17 protein-coding genes and 1 riboswitch are annotated in these 13,307 nt (G+C 43.7%); of the genes, 5 read left to right on the forward strand and 12 right to left on the reverse strand.

All coding sequences use genetic code 11. The features are described from left to right. Positions 1-47: 47 nt before the first annotated feature. From D1151_RS01025 to D1151_RS01080, 12 genes are all read right to left on the reverse strand, one after another. Entirely contained in the window at positions 48-557 is a 510-nt protein-coding gene (locus D1151_RS01025; RefSeq protein ID WP_161907618.1) for an SPOR domain-containing protein, read from the reverse strand. A gap of 223 nt (positions 558-780) precedes the next feature. After that, positions 781-1,032: a hypothetical protein gene (locus D1151_RS01030; RefSeq protein WP_201759513.1), complete on the reverse strand. Its 252-nt coding sequence runs from the start codon at positions 1,030-1,032 to the stop codon at positions 781-783. Between the two features lie 197 nt (positions 1,033-1,229). Further along, positions 1,230-1,760 carry a DUF6382 domain-containing protein gene (locus D1151_RS01035; protein WP_160200766.1) on the reverse strand — a complete coding sequence of 177 codons (531 nt, stop codon included), beginning with the start codon at positions 1,758-1,760 and terminating at the stop codon, positions 1,230-1,232. Between the two features lies 1 nt (position 1,761). Further along, positions 1,762-2,523, reverse strand: a complete 762-nt coding sequence (locus D1151_RS01040; protein ID WP_160200765.1) for a TadE/TadG family type IV pilus assembly protein — start codon at positions 2,521-2,523, stop codon at positions 1,762-1,764. After that, on the reverse strand, positions 2,501-3,721 hold the full coding sequence (locus D1151_RS01045) for a DUF5702 domain-containing protein (RefSeq protein WP_160200764.1): 1,221 nt from the start codon (positions 3,719-3,721) through the stop codon (positions 2,501-2,503). The genes D1151_RS01040 and D1151_RS01045 overlap by 23 nt, the downstream gene beginning before the upstream one ends. Continuing rightward, on the reverse strand, positions 3,708-4,037 hold the full coding sequence (locus D1151_RS01050; protein WP_161907619.1) for a hypothetical protein: 330 nt from the start codon (positions 4,035-4,037) through the stop codon (positions 3,708-3,710). The genes D1151_RS01045 and D1151_RS01050 overlap by 14 nt, the downstream gene beginning before the upstream one ends. Continuing rightward, complete coding sequence (locus D1151_RS01055; protein WP_161907620.1) at positions 4,034-4,174, reverse strand: Flp1 family type IVb pilin; 141 nt, start codon at positions 4,172-4,174, stop codon at positions 4,034-4,036. Before D1151_RS01055 ends, D1151_RS01050 begins: the two co-directional genes overlap by 4 nt. Before the next feature lie 43 nt (positions 4,175-4,217). Further along, complete coding sequence (locus tag D1151_RS01060) at positions 4,218-5,210, reverse strand: type II secretion system F family protein (protein WP_161907621.1); 993 nt, start codon at positions 5,208-5,210, stop codon at positions 4,218-4,220. Next, positions 5,200-5,946 (reverse strand): type II secretion system F family protein, encoded by a 747-nt coding sequence (locus tag D1151_RS01065; RefSeq protein WP_161907622.1) that lies wholly within the window; start codon positions 5,944-5,946, stop codon positions 5,200-5,202. The genes D1151_RS01060 and D1151_RS01065 overlap by 11 nt, the downstream gene beginning before the upstream one ends. Continuing rightward, positions 5,943-7,145, reverse strand: a complete 1,203-nt coding sequence (locus D1151_RS01070; RefSeq protein ID WP_161907623.1) for a CpaF family protein — start codon at positions 7,143-7,145, stop codon at positions 5,943-5,945. Before D1151_RS01070 ends, D1151_RS01065 begins: the two co-directional genes overlap by 4 nt. Beyond that, complete coding sequence (locus tag D1151_RS01075) at positions 7,093-8,142, reverse strand: hypothetical protein (RefSeq protein ID WP_161907624.1); 1,050 nt, start codon at positions 8,140-8,142, stop codon at positions 7,093-7,095. The genes D1151_RS01070 and D1151_RS01075 overlap by 53 nt, the downstream gene beginning before the upstream one ends. Positions 8,143-8,213: 71 nt before the next feature. Continuing rightward, on the reverse strand, positions 8,214-8,894 hold the full coding sequence (locus D1151_RS01080; protein ID WP_161907625.1) for a ClpP family protease: 681 nt from the start codon (positions 8,892-8,894) through the stop codon (positions 8,214-8,216). A gap of 58 nt (positions 8,895-8,952) precedes the next feature. On the opposite strand from D1151_RS01080, the gene D1151_RS01085 reads away from it, so the two are divergent. From D1151_RS01085 to D1151_RS01100, 5 genes are all read left to right on the forward strand, one after another. Beyond that, the gene (locus D1151_RS01085; protein ID WP_160200756.1) at positions 8,953-9,186 is read left to right on the forward strand and encodes a YlmC/YmxH family sporulation protein; all 234 of its coding nucleotides are present in this window, start codon (positions 8,953-8,955) and stop codon (positions 9,184-9,186) included. 134 nt (positions 9,187-9,320) lie between these two features. Then, on the forward strand, positions 9,321-10,037 hold the full coding sequence (locus D1151_RS16595; protein ID WP_243150991.1) for a phosphatase PAP2 family protein: 717 nt from the start codon (positions 9,321-9,323) through the stop codon (positions 10,035-10,037). After that, positions 10,027-11,076 (forward strand): lysylphosphatidylglycerol synthase transmembrane domain-containing protein, encoded by a 1,050-nt coding sequence (locus D1151_RS16600; RefSeq protein ID WP_201759515.1) that lies wholly within the window; start codon positions 10,027-10,029, stop codon positions 11,074-11,076. Before D1151_RS16595 ends, D1151_RS16600 begins: the two co-directional genes overlap by 11 nt. Beyond that, positions 11,060-11,707: a phosphatidylcholine/phosphatidylserine synthase gene (locus tag D1151_RS01095; RefSeq protein ID WP_161907626.1), complete on the forward strand. Its 648-nt coding sequence runs from the start codon at positions 11,060-11,062 to the stop codon at positions 11,705-11,707. Before D1151_RS16600 ends, D1151_RS01095 begins: the two co-directional genes overlap by 17 nt. 13 nt (positions 11,708-11,720) lie before the next feature. After that, the gene (locus D1151_RS01100; RefSeq protein WP_161907627.1) at positions 11,721-12,602 is read left to right on the forward strand and encodes a phosphatidylserine decarboxylase; all 882 of its coding nucleotides are present in this window, start codon (positions 11,721-11,723) and stop codon (positions 12,600-12,602) included. A gap of 364 nt (positions 12,603-12,966) precedes the next feature. After that, positions 12,967-13,083, forward strand: a riboswitch (FMN riboswitch). Positions 13,084-13,307 lie beyond the last annotated feature (224 nt).

The raw sequence follows: 13,307 nt of genomic DNA on the forward strand, positions 1-13,307 counted from the left end.
TATTCCTTTCAAGTGGTTGGATTGGCTGTTTGCTCTTATCAAATTCATCATGACAGCTGGGTAATAAAAATCCCCTTCGCATAGGACGATTCAGTATCCTTCAAAAGAGCCAGCGCCTCTTTCTTTGTCCCCCTCTCAGAGCTGATGACCTTAAACTGACCGTCCGATTCCATAATCTCCGTATCGATGTCTTCAGTTTTCAATTTTCCTGCTAGTTCCTCGGCACCCGATTTACTGCTGAAAACACCATACTGCAATGTGTATTCGCCCTCTGCGTCAGCTTTTTCTGCATCATTTTTGTCTTTCTGTTCTTCGCCTTCATCGCTGCTCTCTTCGCTGCCATCTTTCTCATCGTCGCTGTGAAAGACATCTAGCAGATTGGACGGAAAATCCAGTTTCAAAACCTCCGTATCATAGCCTAAAAGCGGCGCAATAATAAACCTTGCCGTCATATATCCGCAAACTACTGCCACTAACATTATACCAACAATTCCTAAAAGATTCACCCCTGAATTTTTTCTTTGACGATGGTATCTTCTGATTTTTCTCTTATTCACTTTTTCCTGCCTCCTCGTGGATATGATTATTACATCATATGCGGCAAAGGAAAAAGTAGACATCTCCTTTTTGAAGAAATCAATCAGATGCGCAAAGAAAATTTAATACTGTATGTTCCTATATTTAATTCCAGATTTTTCATATTATAGAGAACCAAAGACAGCGCCAACACGCAAGCCAATCCATCAGCAAGAGGCCCCGCGTATAGAACTCCATTAAGACCTAATTAAAGCTGAGAATCGGCGTACAGCCATGCGCCAGCCCGACAGTAAAAGCAACTATAATACTATTAAGTTTTATTACAACCCCGGATACTGCCAACGGAATATCTTCTCCATAAACAGAAAGCGCACCGTAATGTGTTAATGTATTATTCATCACAATATTAACAAGCATCATAACAATCTGATTGATAAAATGAGAAACACCAAGCTTTGCAATGTCTTGCATGTACTTTGCGCTTAATCCCAGCATATTGCGTCTGATCCTAAAACTTTTTCTTGGAAAAAACAATAATCTCTAAAAACTCCAATTGGTTTTTCCTAAAGTGGTACATGTACCATATTTTTTTTGGTACATTGACACCACTAAAAAGTGCGTTCTTCTGCGACTGTATAATGTAAAAAGCCTGCCTGGTGCAATTCCAGACAGGCTTTTACTGTGCTGTGGTCCTACTGTATGCCGCACAGATATACTTCTCTGCGCAAATTTTCCAGATGATGCAGCTGCGCTTTGTAACCGTACTCGTCGGATGCCAGAAACTCTGCCGCGCTGTCGATATAACCTTCCCCAGAGGGGGCACCTTTTTCTCGAAGCATCCTCATAAGAGCCGCCAGCTTCTTTGAAAAATCCGTACCTGCGCCGACTTCTTTTCGGTAAATCATCTTGATTCGGTCGAACCCTTTGTCCACAAAGATACAGTCCACATTTACCGCAAAATTCTCGGAAAAAATACCATGTTTTTCGCACTGATAGACACCGTGAAGGAGACTGATTGCCACAGAAAAGATTTCCTCAGTAGACAGCTCTAAAACAGAGCTGAGCGGTCTAAAGCCTTCGGTTTTATACATGCAGGTCAAAGTGCCGTCCTCTTCCACAAAGCCAGCTGGCAGAAAGAGGTCACAAAGACCTAAGGATAAAAGCTCCACGATGTAATCTGGAATTTCCTCTTTGGCATATTGCGCTGTCAAATAGCTATTCATTTTACTTACCTCCACATTTAGAACAAGGTGTGTACCCCTGCTGCACTGCCTTTCCTTTCTCAATTTCCACGTAGTACCGCGATACAATCCTGCAATCCGCCAGATGATATACTCTGCCATTTTCCGTAAAACAGAATACCGGGCTGCCGATTTGGGCAAAACTGGCATTACATAATGAACATGGCGTATACCCTTTTTTTGTATCCTGCGACAGATACACCATCTTGCAGTTTGCTTTGATGTAGGTGCAGTGCTTTCCGTGGTATTTCATGCCCCACTCGGGAAAAATATATACGATTGTGTCATCATTTTCGGCACCTGCATCCGGCGGCTTTTTGTGCAGTTTTCCGGTAAAGGCTCTCGCCGTAAGACTGCAGTCAAAACGAATCGAGTCAAAAACTCCTGCCGGACTGTTCTCTGAAAAAGTGGCACGCAAATCAAGGTGCAGCAAATCCTCTATACCGGCTTCTTTGTACAAATATCTGTAAAATACTACCTGACAGGAATCCATTCTGAGATTTTCCTCGCTGCTTCTGCTTTTTATCAGAATCGGCAGCGCGGCGGGATTTTTGCGAAAAATGGTCTTTACAGATTCCATGCGCATTTCATCTGCTGCAGAAAATACCAGATTTTCACAAGACGCAAAGATCGGCACCAGGGACATCAGTGCTACTGTCGCTGCAATAAAAATTGGCATGACGATGGCTGCTTCCACGATGTAACTGCCTCGGCGTAAATTCCTACTTCTTTTCCTCTCTCTCATAAGATCTCTCTGTTTCATAATCCTTTCCATTGACTGTCATCACAAAGGATAGTCCTGCGTTGTACTCCCGAAGGAGAAATCCTTCGTAATAAAACCGTCTCATATTTATCTGAATCAAGTCCATCACCCGAAGCATTCTTACCTGTGAATCCATGGTGTAGGTAAATAATCGCAGGTAGTCTGCATAGGTCTCGCCCACATCTGAGCCAGTATCGATATAACCCTCTGACTGATTTTCAATAACAGACTTAATGTCTACTGCGAAGGTCTGCTCCGACTTTACTACCGGCACTCTCTTCCCATGGATTAGCAGCTGATAATCGTTATAACTTTCCGCAAGCGCCCAAGCTGAAAGCAAGGCTTTTTGTGTCACCAACGCCGCCGGACCCGGCGTCAAAATCTCCGCTGCCAAAAGAGCCTCATTGCTCTTTACAGGGTCTTTGAGCAGATAGGCAAGATTCATCATCTCTCGAAGCGCCACAATTCTTCTCTTTAATGTGCTTTTGTTTGCGCTGTCACTCTTCTTCCCGCAGATGATGTATTCGATTTCCCCGGAAAAATAGGTCTCCCCTAGGTCTTTGTCGTCAGAAGCATCTTTAAAATAGGCGAAAATATACTGATTAATCCACCAGTTTTTTCCGGTCTTTTCCAGCGCCGTTCCGATAGATGAAGCCCCTTCTAAAAGATTTTTCACCGCTGAAAGTGAGTATCCTTTTTTGGATCCTTCTGAAGGTAAATCATCAAAGATGACTGACGCAGCCGCAGGTCCCGTATAACCGAGAACCGGTGTAATCGTTTTCTCAGGCTTTTGAAACTTCTCCGTAAAAGCCAGCTTTCCCGCCGCTTCAAGCTGCTTCTCCATCACACCTGTATTGATTAGACAGTAGTCGTACAAACTGCAGTTTTTGATCTGATAGTCTATGTATTTTTTTCGGTCAAAAGAATCCTTTGCATAGAAAGTAAGTTTCTCCTTTATCTCCGCTGGATAGCCATAAAACCCAAAAATTTGGTATCTCTTCTGCAGGTTCAAATCGTACTCCGCCAGCACTGAATCCGCCCAAAGGCTGCAAAGCGCCTTGGTACTTCCTGCTACCGCTTTCTCCTTGGATACCCCCGTAAAGGTAAAGATCATCATGACCAGAGATACAAAAAACACACAGATAAAAACTGTAACTGAGCCTCTTTTATTGCTGAACATCAATACCTGCCGCCTCCCCCAATCTGATGATCTGCGAAGGATATACTGCGTAAATCCTGCCAAAAATATCATTTTCCATCACAATACTGCTCACGCCTCTCAGCTGTTTCGATACTGAGTCCCTATCCTCCAGCTTTTTATATACAGCACGGCTTTCAGCAGCTTCTTCTTGCAATCTCTCGTGAAGATTCAGCTGGCAGTCGAGGCAGGCATAGTAGTAAACAATCAGCAAAATGAGACTGCAAATCACCAGAATCAGCAGCGGAATCACTATGGTAGCCTCTACCATATCACTGCCCCGCCTGCTTCTCATCATCCGTTGAGTCCTTTAAAGGTATTATTGACAAAGGTGGTAATCTCCGTCTTAAAAATTAGTCCCAGCGCCACAGCAAGCGCAATTAAAATCGCCACCTGTACCAGTTCCATTCCTTTTTTGTTTTTTAATATTCTCATTATATGTACACTCCTTCCTTCATTTTCTTTCTTTTTAACTTTATTACATCTGCAGCATTGCAGGCGCCGCCGTAATCAGAATCAGCACTAGCAACAGAATCGCCAGAGGAAATGCCATCTTGGTTTCCGCTGCTCTGCCGCGCTCCTCTGCCAGCTTTTTTCTCTGCTCCCAGAGCAAATCTCGCTCGCTTTCCAGCTTGTCCGACAGGTCCACACCCTTAAACTGATTGTCTGTAATGATGTTAATCATACGTGAGAACTCTCTGACTTGCAGCTTCTTTCCAAACTGCCCCATGACAGTAACTAAACTGCTTCCCGTTTCTAAAGATGCGGCCTTAATTCGGCAAATTAGATCTCCCATCGGACTTTCCCGCTGTCCTGCCGCATACCCGTCTGCAATCCTTGCAAACGCATCATTAAAAATCAACCCGCTGTTTAAAAGCAGTAAAAGCTGATTATTAAAACCAGGCAATTCCCTGCGAATACCGTCGGTTATACGCTTTTGCGCAGCCTTTTCCTTCTCCTTCTGATTTCGGTAAAGAGCAAATAATGCCAGCGGAAAGAGCAGCAGACTGAGCAGAAATTGAGGACTTCGGTTTTTCGACCAGATGATTCTCGTTCCATCGTCAAGTTTTGCAGGCAGTGCAATGAGTTCCCCCTCTTCCTCTTCCAGTTTTTCTGAAAGCGCCTGAAGCTCCGATTTTAGAACCTCCTCCTTAGATGTTTTCTTCTGCGTCGCCTTTGCAGCAGGCTTTTCATCCGTAAAAGATAAAAGCACCTCAATCCTTGTACGCACGCCGTTCTTTTCTCCTTCGATGACAACAGGCACAGACTGTCCGCTCTGTCTGTCAGAAATGCGGAGCGCCGTCAGCTGACCGTTTTTCCCAGTCACATAATATCCTGCTTGTCTTACTTCGATAATCACCTGAAAAGTCAGAAGAAAAACGACTGCTGAAAATAACAGTACCACAAGCTTTCTATTTTCTATGCAAAAGACAGCAATAGGCAGTTTCTCTATCTTTTCTCTATACTTCAATGGCTGTAATCCTTTCTATCATCACGTAAGCTAACACCGTCGCAAGAAGCGCCAGACTCATCAAAATTTTGCCCGCCAAGGACTCATACATCACTGCCAGATAATCGGGCGAAGTCAGCTGCAGAAACAATACGATAAAAATCGGCATTGCTGTAATCAGTCGGCCTTCCAGCTTTTTCTGAGATATCATAGTTTTAATCTCTGTTTCTATAGCAATTTTGTCACCGATAACAGCAGCTGCCCTGTTGACTGCAAGAACCAGATTCCCGCCCGTCTCTCTGACCGCACGAAAAACCTGCGTAAAGTCCTCGATATCCGAAATTCCGCTGCGAGAAGCAAAGTCCTCCCAGACAGAAATATCTGTTGCCCCAGTTTCCTTCATCTTTCTCAGCATATAGAGCAGCTCACAAACAATCAGAGCCTGTTCTCCATAAATTTCCGAAAGATTAGAAACTGCTTCTTCAATCGCCTCTTCCATGTGTCTGCCCGCAGCAAAGGAAGATGACAAACTGAACAGCAAATCCCGAAACTGCCCTAAAAGCTGTTTCTTTCTGCGCGCCGCCTGATACCCGCAGTAAACAGACAGCAATTTGGGATAGAAAAAAGGAAATAAAATGCCCCACAGTAAGGTTCCATAAAATATGTAACCACAGAAAATCCATGCGAATGCAAAGCCTAAGGCTACTGCCACTTTTTCCCTTGAGGTTGCCTGATAAATTTTGTAGTCGTAAATCATAAAGTCCTGCCTCTAAGACGCAGCTTGGACTGACTGACAAGAGGATTTCCAGTAGCACTAAGCTGCCTTTCATCGCTTAGTAAAAAGAGTGGGTTTAAAACATATTTGCCATGCTCAAAATCCACCAGTTCCTGCACCTCAAGCACCCTCCTGTCGCCGCCTGGAAGCCTTCCCAAGTGAATCATAATGTCTATGCCTTCCACAATCTGCGCTCTGATAGCATCTATGGGAATCTGCACACCCATCAAATACATGGATTCAAGCCTTCGCAGCATGCCGGAAACCGAATTGCCGTGACCTGTAGCCAGACAGCCGTCATGCCCTGTGTTCATGGCATTCATCATGTCCGCCACTTCCTTGCCTCTGACTTCTCCTACGATAATCCGATCGGGTCTCATTCGCAGACTGGTCTTAATCAGCATGTCCATAGAAATCATACCCTGACCTAAAGCATTGGCATTGCGGCATTCCATCTGCACCAGATTCGCGATGTGATTCATGGCTAGTTCCGTGGAATCCTCAATGACGATGACCCGCTCCTGTACCGGAATAAAATCGGACAAGGCGTTGAGAAATGTTGTCTTTCCTGAAGAAGTCCCACCGCTGACGAAGATGTTATAGCCGCAGGCAACCAGTGTTTTCAGATATTCCGCGCATTCTGCAGTCAAAGTGCCGCTTTTTACCATCTGTTCCATGGTGATTCTCTCTCTGGCAAATTTTCTGATGGTGAGAACAGGGCCTCCTGCCGCGACATTTTTATAGACTGCATTGACTCTGCTGCCGCCGGGCAACCTCGCGTCCAAAATCGGGTGCATTTCATTGATTTCTCGATGCACACCCGCCGCAATATTTCTGATGATTTCCTCCAGCTCCTCCGTAGAATCAAAATGCTCATCGGTACAAACCATATCTCCGCCGGTTTCCAAAAAGAATCGATCCTTTCCGTTAATCATAATTTCATTGATTGATGCATCTTCTATGTACTCTTCCAAAATCCCCAGCTTGCTTCTGGTCCTCGCATAAAGGGTCCTGATGACAGCGTGAAGTTCTGAAAGTTCTATTTCCTCTGCGTCAGCAAAGACCACATCTTCTATGATTTCCATAGCCTGCTGCCTGCTTAAATTCTCTTCTGCCGCGAGAATTTTCTCACGCACCCTGGCAGTCTTCTCCTCCAGGTACATAGCTTTTTCCCTCTCCATGACCTCCTCCTTCCATAATTTCCCGAGCAAGAATACCGATTTCCATGCCATAATTCTTCTCAAGACGCAAATCAGTATCCCTCTGAGCCGCGATATAAAGGGTCTGAGGCTCTTGTTCGCAAACCATATCATCTGCAAAATTCTCCACCCGTAAAAGCCTGCCCTGATCAATTCGCTTAAATATTTCCCGGGCAATCCTCTGCCTATATTTCCCAGGACGAACTCGCTGACTATCACACAGCATGACGGTACAGTCAGCATAGCCCAGCATCTTCCGATTCTCTCGGCTCAGATGATTGCCCATATCCACGATAAGAAAATCATATTTCCCAAGCTGATCAATCTTGTTCAGAAAGCGGCGCATGAGAAACGGCTTCATCTCGCTGAAGTAGGAATTAATCACGCCCGTGTTTACAAAATCCAACTCTTCCCTTTCTGTAATAAATGCGCTGATAGGAAACTCTTTCTCCTGATCCAGATAGTAAAGCAGCTTCATCAAACTCTGTTCCCCATCCTCAGACAAATATTTTCTGGAATCATCGATGGGACAGAGATTTAGGTACAAAGATCTGCTACCATAAATCCTGTGCAGCATACAGGCTGTAGCAATGGCTGACGATGTGGTGCCGCAGCCGCCGCTTTCTCCGAGAAACACCAGCAGTCTGCAGTTGCTGTCACCTTTGGTTTCAATGACTTTACCTGTTACCTTAAAGTAAATAAAAAGAAGACTGTTCATCAAATTCTGACTTTCCATATAGCGATATAGCCGGTAAGGCGGCTCACCCGTATACTGTACAGCCGCCATATCGCGGACAAGTTCAATGACCCGTTTATCACCTGAAGGCTTCTCCGTCAGAATCAAATCACAAAAGTCACCTTCGGCTATACTGCCTAAAAGATAAAAGCGCATGCAGCTGTCCTCTCTGGCAAGGACAATGGAAAGAGCCTGCGCAAAGGCATGATCCTCCAAAGCAATACCCACTTTTATAATTTCCATACACTCCCTCCTTTCGGTAGGGATATAGTATCATTTTTGTAAATAACTGTCAACCATTTTTTCCTATAATTTTATTTATTTGCTAATTCTTTCAGTTTTTTCAGTGCGCAACTGAGCCCGCCGATTTCGTCAATCAGCCCCATTTTTACAGCGTCAGAGCCGAATAGTACCGTGCCCACATCGTTGGACATATTTCCTGTCTGATTCATCTTTTCTTCTACATCTTCCTTTGATGCATGAGAATGTTTGACAATAAAATCTACCACTCGTTCCTGCGTCTTTCGCATATACTCAAATGTTGCGTCCGCTGTAATCAGTGTGCCGCTGGTTCTAATGGGGTGCATGGTCATAGTCGCAGTCTCAGCTACAAAGGAATAATCCGCAGAAACGGCAAGAGGAATACCGATGCTGTGACCACCTCCGATGACTAATGTCACAGTTGGCTTTGATAAAGACGCAATCAGCTCCGCAAGGGCAAGCCCTGCTTCCACATCGCCTCCGACAGTATTTAAAATCAGCAGAAGCCCCTTAATATCCGGATTTTCCTCCACTACCACAAGCTGCGGAATCAGATGTTCATACTTGGTAGTCTTGTTATCGCTTGGCAGCGTGGTATGCCCTTCAATGCTGCCGATAATATTGATATACTGATAGTCTGACTGGAAATTTGTTCCTGTCGTTAAAATACCCAGCTCCTTAATCAAATCGCTGGTTTCTTTTTTTTCTTCCTGTTTTTCTTTTTCTTCACTCATATTTTTCACCCTTTCGTCGTAAAATTTAAATATATTATCTGCAAAGGATGTGTAATTTATGCTATTAAGTGAAATCGGAGATAAAGAGGTCATCGACCTTTCCAAAGGCAGCCGTCACGGCTCTTTCTGGGATGCAGAAATTCTCTTTGACGAGCAGACAGGAAAAATCAGAGCGCTGCTTGTGCCCAACTTTGTGTCTAAAAGCCGCTTCACCGCAGGACATGACACCATGCAGCTTCCCTGGGAGTCCATCGTGAAAATCGGCGAGGATATGATTATCTTCCGGTCGTAAATCAGTTTCGACAGAACTTGAAAAATTTTGATAAAATCTTAAGATTTTCTTAGCTTTTCCCGTTTTTCTTGAAAATAAGACTTTAGTAGGATATACTATAATAGATGAACTTTGTTAGGGAACGGGAAAAAGAGATGAAGAAGAAATTTCAAAATTGGTACGGGACGCATATGGACAAGTGGATTCCTGCCTATGCGTTTTTTTCATTGATAGGCTGTTTTGTATGGAACTGCCTCGTCTACTCTATTACACAGCATCTGGGCTCAAATCTTTACCATTATGACTTTACGACGGGCTTTGACCGCAGCGTGCCCTTTTGTCCTGCTTGGGTATCAATCTATGTACTCAGCTTTCCTTTCTGGGTCATCAGCTACGCTTTGACAGCGAGGGAAAACAGCAAGGAATTTTGGTATCGCTTTGTCTTTGCCGATATGCTTGCAAGAGTCGTCTGCGGTGTGTTCTTTCTGCTGATTCCGACTACTAATGTAAGGCCAGAAATTACTGGTGACGGATTCTGGGACAACGCCATGGCATTCATCTATGCAATGGATATGCCCTACGACCTGTTTCCGTCTATCCACTGTTTGGCAAGCCTGATGTGCTATCTGGGAATCCGAAAATGCAGTACGCTTCCAAAGACTTATCGATATGGAACTTTGGTATTTGCAATTCTGGTTTTCATCTCCACCCAGTTTACCAAGCAGCACTATATCGTCGATGTCATCGGCGGCATCACCGTTGCTCTTGGCTGTTTTACGCTGAGCATGCACTGCAATGCTTACAAACTGCCCGAGCGGCTCTTTGCAAAAATACATATGAAAGTATTTGGAGACTACTGCAATGAGTCATAAGAAAAAAATTATTTTTAACTGCATATTTCTGCTGGTTTGTTTTGCCCTTACCATGTACTACGTCTTTCACGGTCAGGACTTTTCCAAGATCATGTCCTATGTGAAAGATGCCCACAGCCTTTACTGGCTCCTCGGAGTAGTGCTGGTCATCGGCTTTATTCTCGGCGAATCAGTGATTATATTTTATCTGATGAGAAGTCTTGGGAAGCAACCAAAGCTGAATCACTGTTTTCTCTACTCTTTTGTAGGATTCTTCTTCAGTCTGGTTACACCATCTGCCACTGGCGGACAGCCTGCTCAGGTTTTGTTCATGAAAAAGGACAAACTGCCTGTGCACCTGTCGACTCTGGTGCTTTTACTTGTCACCATTACCTACAAGCTGGTTTTGGTCATTATCGGAATTGCAGTTCTGATTTTAAGACCCTCTTTCGTCATGACCTGCCTTGATCCAATTATGCACTGGGTTTGGCTTGGGATTTTCCTAAACGTCCTGTGTGTAGGCGGCATGCTATGCCTGGTATTTTCACCCGGTCTTGCAAAACGCATTGTTATGGCGTGCTTCTTTCTTCTAAAAAGGTTTACCAGCTCAAAAAAAGTCCACAGCTTTGAATCAAAGCTTTCCGGCAGTATGGACAAATACAGCGCTGCTGCTAGCTATTTTGAACATCACAAGAGGATTCTGTTCAACGTTTTGGCATTGACATTCCTGCAGAGAATTTTTTTATTCTTTATCACATGGCTAGTGCTTTGTTCCTTTGATATCACAGGGATTAATGCCCTTGAGGCCGTTACCCTGCAGGCGATGATTTCCGTTGCAGTCGACATGCTTCCGCTGCCTGGTGGTATGGGAATCAGCGAGCACTTGTTTCAGGCGGTGTTCTTGCCGATTTGCGGCAGTGTGCTGACCATTCCTGTCATGATTGTCAGCCGCGGAATCAGCTTTTACACACAGCTTTTCATCAGTGCGGTCTTTACTGTTATTGCATATTTTGTTGTATTTAGAGAGGGAAAAGAGAAAAAAAATGATCGGATTTTATAACTACACAGTAATACTTACTTATATGAGTCTTTTATCAGCTATGATCGGCATGACTTTTGCCACCACAGGGCACTTCAAAATGGCAGTCTTTTGCCTCGCCCTTTCTGGCTTTTTCGATATGTTTGACGGAAAGGTTGCCAGACGCAAATTGGACAGAACCGATGACGAAAAACTCTTCGGCATTCAGCTGGATTCCCTTTGTGATGTCGTTGCCTTTGGCGCCCTGCCGGGACTTCTGTGCTATTGTCTGGGGGTTCGCGGCAGTCTGGGCATGCTTGCAATCGGCTTTTACTGTATCTGCGGCGTCATCAGGCTGGCATTTTTCAACGTAATCGAAACCAACAATTTCTTTTCAGAAGAAGAACACGAAAAGGTTTATCATGGACTTCCGATTACTTCTATTGCAGTGATTCTGCCGCTAATTTTTCTGCTTCGCTTTGTGGTAACCACCCGAGCTTTTGTCTTGATTCTCATCGTCATGCTCTTTGGCACAGGTACTCTGTTCATCGCTGACTTTAAAATGAAAAAGCCTAGCAATAAGGTTCTCGCTCTGCTGGTTCTCATTGTGGCAGTTGCCATCGCTGTAACCTTTGCTTATTCAAAACACCTGCTGCCTGCGGCGCTGGTGTAACGAGGTAGAAATTATGGACTGCAAAGACAGAAAAGGAAATATCATCTACACCGACGATGGTCAGGACAAACTTCTAGAAAAACTTTACAGTAGCGCCTGCGGGCGCTTCCTTTTGCGTTTTTTGATACCCCCCCAAATTTCAAAATTTGGAGGTTTTTTCCTGTCCCGCAAAATCTCTCGTATTGCAATCGAGCCATTTATTCGTAAAAATCAAATCGACATGACTCAGTACGAATCTCGTAAATTTTGTTCCTATAACGATTTTTTTACCAGAAAAATTAAACCAGAATGCCGTCCCATTGACCTAACGGAAACGCATCTCATCGCACCTTGTGACAGCAGACTTACCGTTTATCCCATCACATCAGACAGCCGGTTTACAATTAAGAATACAGAGTATACGATGAAAAGTCTGCTCCGTGACGAAGAGGCTGCCAAAGCATATGAAGGAGGTCAGCTGCTGCTTTTTCGCCTTACGGTTAAAGATTATCACCGGTACTGCTATCCAGACAGCGGAATTCTAAGCAAAATCCATAAAATTCCCGGTGTGTTTCACACAGTCAACCCCATCGCAAACGATTATTTTCCCATTTACAAAGAAAACACACGCTCCTATTGCTATCTGGAAAGTGCGGTCTTTGGCACCATGCTAATGATGGAGGTCGGCGCTTTGATGGTTGGAAAAATCTGCAACTATGAAGAAAACTGCAAAGTAGTCCGCGGCATGGAAAAAGGTCACTTTGACTTTGGCGGTTCTACTATTATCCTTTGCCTTCCAGCAGGAAGCGCCATCATCGACCCGGACATTTTAGCCAATACATCAGCTGGATTTGAAACTCGAGTCAAGTATGGCGAAAAAATTGGTATACACCAAACAGAGAATGCTTTAACTTAAAACGATTCATTCTTGAAAAAAGTGTATAAAAAAATTTTTGAATCTTAACCGAGAATCAGAAAACATATAAAAAATGTATAAAAATCTTGGAAAATATTCTTAATGTTCATCACGATGCGAACTTATAATTATTTCTTGAAGAAAAAACTTGCATTATATGCAAATTTTCTTTAAGATTTATCCATCATCTTGCAAGAAATACAAGAAGTATGAAATCGCTAACTATAAACTTTATACATCTTTTTTTAAAAATCGCAGTTTAGGTTAAGTTTCTCACACTATAGTAACTTCTACAGCAAAATTTCCTATAGTTCTTGACAAAACTATCTGACAGGTATAAAATGACCATATTGAAAAGTTCATATTGAATCTTCAGGGCAGGGTGTAATTCCCGACCGGCGGTATAGTCCGCGAGCGCTTCCCGCGCTGATCCGGTGTGATTCCGGAACCGACAGTACAGTCTGGATGGAAGAAGATATTTCTTGTTTCGTTTTATGATGCTCTGGAATTTTTAGTTCCAGAGTTTTTTATAGGCGAAGCATATTTTGCAAACTAAAGTCCTGAATCCATGTCGATTCAGGACTTTTTATTTAGAAAGAAACATAGCAACCGCATGAAACTTTGTTTTCGTACTTTTCGACGATTTTTTACGAAAAGGTACTAAAAATCAACAGTTATTCGATGCTAACCCAGAGGCTTTCACGG

The sequence above is a fragment of the Emergencia sp. 1XD21-10 genome, from assembly GCF_009936045.1.
Lineage (GTDB): Bacteria > Bacillota > Clostridia > Peptostreptococcales > Anaerovoracaceae > Senimuribacter > Senimuribacter intestinalis.